Raw genomic sequence first — 4,528 nt, 5'->3', positions numbered from 1 at the left:
TGGCGGCCGGCAGCCCGGTCAACCTCGAACGGGCCGCGGCTTTGAACAGCCGACTTGGTGGCCACATCGTGCAGGGACACGTGGACGGCACGGGCAAGATCCAGGCCCGCACGTCCGCCGAGCACTGGGAGGTGGTCCGGATCGGGCTGCCGGTTGAGTTGGCGCGCTACGTGGTCGAAAAGGGCTCGATCACCGTCGACGGTATTTCGCTGACCGTCTCCGGGCTCGGCGACGACTGGTTTGAGGTCTCTTTGATTCCAACCACTCGGGAGTTGACCACGCTGGGTCAGGCCCCGCCCGGGACACCGGTGAACCTCGAAGTCGACGTCATCGCCAAGTATGTTGAGCGGCTGATGGCAGCAAAATAGTCAAGCTTTCCCACGATCACGCCAACGGGCGATTAGGTGGCTGGCGAAGTCAAGCAGCTGGTCAAGGGCGGGGAAGAGTGCGAAGGCATCCACGATCGCCTCGTCAGCACCGGACCCGGCGAGGCGCTCGAGCTTGCCGACAACAGAGTCAACGGACATGCCCGGTTCGAGGTTGATCCGCATGGCGGTCTTCAGCGCGTCCGGATCGCGGCCGGCGTCCTTCGCCGCACGCCGCGCAATCGACCACAAGTGGTCGGTGACCTCGTCCTGCAGCCCCTCGACCCCGAGCCAGCCGGTGCCGCTGCGGCCGACCCGGCGCATCGCGGCCTCGCTGGCCCCGCCGATCCAGATGGGCGGACCGCCGGCCTGCACCGGGCGCAGGTCGGCATGGACCGGCGGCAGCGAGAAGAACTCGCTGTCCCAGGACACCGGGGTGGTCGTCCACCACTCGTGCAGGAACGCCAGCAGGTCATCGAGCATCCGCCCGCGCCGGCGCCAGTCCGCACCGCGGGCGATGTCGTGTTCGTCTTTCATCCACCCGATTCCCACGCCAACGTCAAGGCGGCCTTCGCTGAGCACGTCGAGCGTGGTCAGCAGCCGGGCCAGGTGCACCGGCTCGTAGTAGAACGTGCTGAGCGTGCTGGCGTTGAGCCGCACCCGGCTGGTCGCCGTCGCGGCGACGGTCCACAGCAGCACCGGATCGAGGTAACGGGTCATCTGCGGCGGGTATGGCTGCTCTTTGCCCGGATAGGTGCTGTGCATATCAACCGGCGTGACCAGTCGATCGCCGACCCACAACGTGTCGTAGCCAAGGTCCTCGAGTTCGCGGCAGAACGTGCTCAGGCCAGCGGCGCTGCTGACAGCGGGCCCGACTATGGGAAGTGCGAAACCAAGCTTCATAGCGAATCCTGTCAGTGATCCATCAACCATTATTTGGGCGCACGGCGCCGCGCGGTCCGTTCACTGCTTGGACGGTGGCGGCGCGGCTCAGCCGGGAACGGTGGCCCCGAGGGCGAAGTCGAAGTTTCCCATCCCGTGGCGGGCGAGGCCCATCATGACCAGGCCCGTTCCTTCCAGCCAGTGCGCCATGTTCACGCCGCCGACGTCCAGCGGGCGCAGCTTGAGGCTCTCGATGAACTCCGCCACGCCCGCCTTGGCGCGCGCGTCGTCGCCGGCGATGAAGACGTCGAGCGGCCGGCCCTGGTCCAGGACGACACCGAAGATGGTGTTGAATGCTTTCACCACGCTGGCGCTGGCCGGGGCCGCCTTGGCAACTTCCTGCGCGATCGAGGTCTCATGGGGGATGGCCAGCCCGTCGGCGGTGGAATTGAAGGGGTTGCTGATGTCGACGATGACCTTGCCCGCGAGGGCGTCTCCATACCGGGCGACGACCGGAACGACGTTGGCGTACAGCAGGGCCACGATGACGATGTCCCCGGCCGGCACAGCGCCGAACTTTCCCGTCGTTGTGCCGCCGCCGAGAGCCTTGGCCAGGTCAGCGGCCTTGGACTGATCGCGGCCCATGACCTCGACGGTGTTGCCGCCCGCTACCGCCAGCGCGCCGATGGCGCGGGCCATGTTCCCGGTGCCAATGATGCTGATGTTGCTCATGAGGAGTCCAATCTCGAGTTAGGTTTCCAAAAGGTTGACATGTCCACCTTAGGCACGGTTTGGTGATGCGTCAACCAATCGCGGTAGCATGGAGGCCTGATGGAACCGAACTGGCTGAACCCTCGTGAAGACCGCGCCTGGCGGGCCTTCCAGCACGCGCATCATCTGCTCGACGTGCACCTGAACCGGGGCCTGCAGGAATCGGGCCTGTCCGGGGCCGACTACGAGATCCTGGCGGTGCTCTCGAGTCACCACGCGGACCGCATGCCCGCCCGCGAGTTGTGCAACGCACTGGGCTGGGAGAAGAGCCGTGTCTCCCACCAGGTGCGACGCATGCAGAAGGACGGGCTGATCTGTCGCGAGCCCAACCCCGACGACGCCCGCAGCACCATGGTCTGCCTGCTTCCGGCTGGCCGCGCCGCTATCGAGAGGGCGGCGCCCGGGCACGTGGAGGACGTCCGCCGGAACTTCATCGACCTGCTCAGCCCGGCTGAGCTCGATATGCTCGCCGCCCTTAACGAACGAGTTCTGCACCACCTGGCCAAAGACGATGACTCCGCCGCCGAAGACAAGCCGTCTACCGGTGTCATTTAGGAACAGGTAATAGCTCGGCCGAGAATTGCTGTGGCAGTGTGGAATGGCGCATACGACAATATGGATGCGGGTGGCGGTCGCCGCAGCGGCAAACTCGATAGTTCGTAATCGCCTGACATGTTTAAGCTTTCAACGCCTTAGCAGACCCAATGTCGACGGGCAGTGCTCGACACGAGGAGAACGTCATGCCATCAGTACTCGTCACCGGAGCCAGTCGTGGCATCGGTAGGTCGATCGTCGAATATCTGGCCGCGCATGGCTGGGACGTGATCGCCGGAGTCCGCACGAAACGCGACGCCGACGCGGTCGCCGCGCTGGACCCCCAGCGGATCTCGCCAGCCATTCTCGACATCACGGATGCCGAACACATCGCGGCGCTTGACGAGCTGCTACCCGAGCGCCTCAACGCGATCGTGAACAACGCGGGCGTTGTGGTGGGCGGGCCGATGGAAACGGTCACCACTGACGACTGGCGAAAGGAGCTGGAGATCAACGTGATCGGTCAGCTCGCGGTCACGAGGGCGGTGCTGCCGCGGCTTCGCCAGTCGCGGGGGCGGGTCGTATTCATATCTAGCGTCAATGGGAGGCTGTCGATGCCACTCATCGGCGCCTACTGCGCCAGCAAGTTTGCGCTCGAGGCAGCCGCCGACGCGCTGCGAATGGAATTGCGGCCATGGCACATTGACGTCGCAGTTGTAGAGCCCGCGCAGACCGATACCGACATGTGGCGCACCGCTGACGACATGGTTGAACAACTCGAGGCCGCTCTCACGGCCGAGCAACGCGATCTCTACGCAGGACATATTGCGGGGCTGAAGAAGTCAATCCCGTTGTCCCAGAAGCTAGCTGTACCAGCCGAGAAGGTGTCGGCGGTCGTCGCGAAGGCGCTGACCGCCCGCAGCCCCCGTTCCCGCTACGTTGTCGGCGTCGGCCCCAAACTACAGGTTTCGCTGTTGACCAATCTGCCCACGTCGTTGCGTGACTTCGTCCTACGACGGGTAGGCGGTCAACCGTAGTTCCGTCCTGCAAGGGCACAACGCCCGCTTCGCCGTTCGGCGAAGCGGGCGCGTCTTGTGACTGGCTTATTACAGCGGGATCCAGACTCCGAACAAGTCGAAGCCCCACTGGTTGAACTGCGGATTCCAGTACGGGTTTTCCTGGTAGCCCCAGTAGTTGACGGGGCCACCATCCCGCCGGACGCCTCGAACGCTAGATAGCTTGGCTATGAATCGGCTACGTGCGGCGTCTGCAAAACTTCTGGGCGGTCTGCGACGACGGAACAAACTCTGAATAGCTGCAGCTAGAACCGCCGCGCCCGACTCGGTTGCGGGCAGCATCCCGCTCAGTAAGCCACGGCAATAACGGAGGCCGCCTCGTGGTTCATACTGGATGCAACACTTGAGCGCTTCAGGTGGGTTCTTTGACAAGGTGGCAGCGATGACGAGGTTGGACTCCGTCGAACGTGCGGTTGCCGACATCGCGGCCGGCAAGGCGATCGTCGTCATCGACGACGAGGACCGGGAAAACGAGGGCGACCTCATTTTCGCAGCCGAGAAGGCCACCCCCGAACTGGTTGCATTCATGGTGCGCTACACGTCGGGATATTTGTGCGTGCCGTTGGACGGTGCGATCTGCGACCGACTCGGCCTGTTGCCGATGTACGCGGTCAATCAAGACAAGCACGGTACCGCCTACACCGTTACCGTAGATGCGAAAAATGGTGTAGGAACAGGTATTTCAGCTTCTGACCGCGCTACCACGATGCGATTGCTGGCTGACCCGGGCAGTGTGGCGGATGATTTCACCAGGCCCGGACACGTAGTTCCCCTGCGCGCCAAGGATGGTGGCGTCTTGCGCCGCCCCGGCCACACCGAGGCCGCCGTCGACTTGGCCCGGATGGCGGGGTTGTCGCCCGCGGGCGCGATCTGCGAAATCGTCAGCCAGAAAGACGAAGG

General features: G+C 64.3%; 6 protein-coding genes. 4 read left to right on the top strand and 2 right to left on the bottom strand.

Annotated features, from left to right (window positions below):
* Window positions 1–368, top strand: a 368-nt coding sequence (locus WBF82_RS12760) for a riboflavin synthase (RefSeq protein ID WP_424383386.1), incomplete at its 5' end; no start/stop codon positions are given.
* On the opposite strand, the gene WBF82_RS12755 is transcribed toward WBF82_RS12760, so the two are convergent.
* Both WBF82_RS12755 and WBF82_RS12750 read right to left on the bottom strand, forming a co-directional pair.
* Window positions 369–1,268: a TIGR03619 family F420-dependent LLM class oxidoreductase gene (locus WBF82_RS12755; RefSeq protein ID WP_424383385.1), complete on the bottom strand. Its 900-nt coding sequence runs from the start codon at window positions 1,266–1,268 to the stop codon at window positions 369–371.
* A gap of 87 nt (window positions 1,269–1,355) precedes the next feature.
* Window positions 1,356–1,979 (bottom strand): NADPH-dependent F420 reductase, encoded by a 624-nt coding sequence (locus WBF82_RS12750; protein ID WP_424383384.1) that lies wholly within the window; start codon window positions 1,977–1,979, stop codon window positions 1,356–1,358.
* Between the two features lie 99 nt (window positions 1,980–2,078).
* On the opposite strand from WBF82_RS12750, the gene WBF82_RS12745 reads away from it, so the two are divergent.
* From WBF82_RS12745 to ribB, 3 genes are all read left to right on the top strand, one after another.
* On the top strand, window positions 2,079–2,573 hold the full coding sequence (locus WBF82_RS12745; RefSeq protein ID WP_424383383.1) for a MarR family winged helix-turn-helix transcriptional regulator: 495 nt from the start codon (window positions 2,079–2,081) through the stop codon (window positions 2,571–2,573).
* 185 nt (window positions 2,574–2,758) lie between these two features.
* Window positions 2,759–3,589, top strand: a complete 831-nt coding sequence (locus WBF82_RS12740; RefSeq protein ID WP_424383382.1) for an SDR family NAD(P)-dependent oxidoreductase — start codon at window positions 2,759–2,761, stop codon at window positions 3,587–3,589.
* A gap of 421 nt (window positions 3,590–4,010) precedes the next feature.
* Window positions 4,011–4,528, top strand: a 518-nt coding sequence (gene ribB, locus WBF82_RS12735; protein WP_424383381.1) for a 3,4-dihydroxy-2-butanone-4-phosphate synthase, incomplete at its 3' end; no start/stop codon positions are given.

Source organism: Mycobacterium sp., assembly GCF_049673265.1.
Taxonomy (GTDB): domain Bacteria; phylum Actinomycetota; class Actinomycetes; order Mycobacteriales; family Mycobacteriaceae; genus Mycobacterium.
Note: the sequence above shows the minus strand (reverse complement) of the source record. Positions and strands in the feature narration are given on the sequence as shown.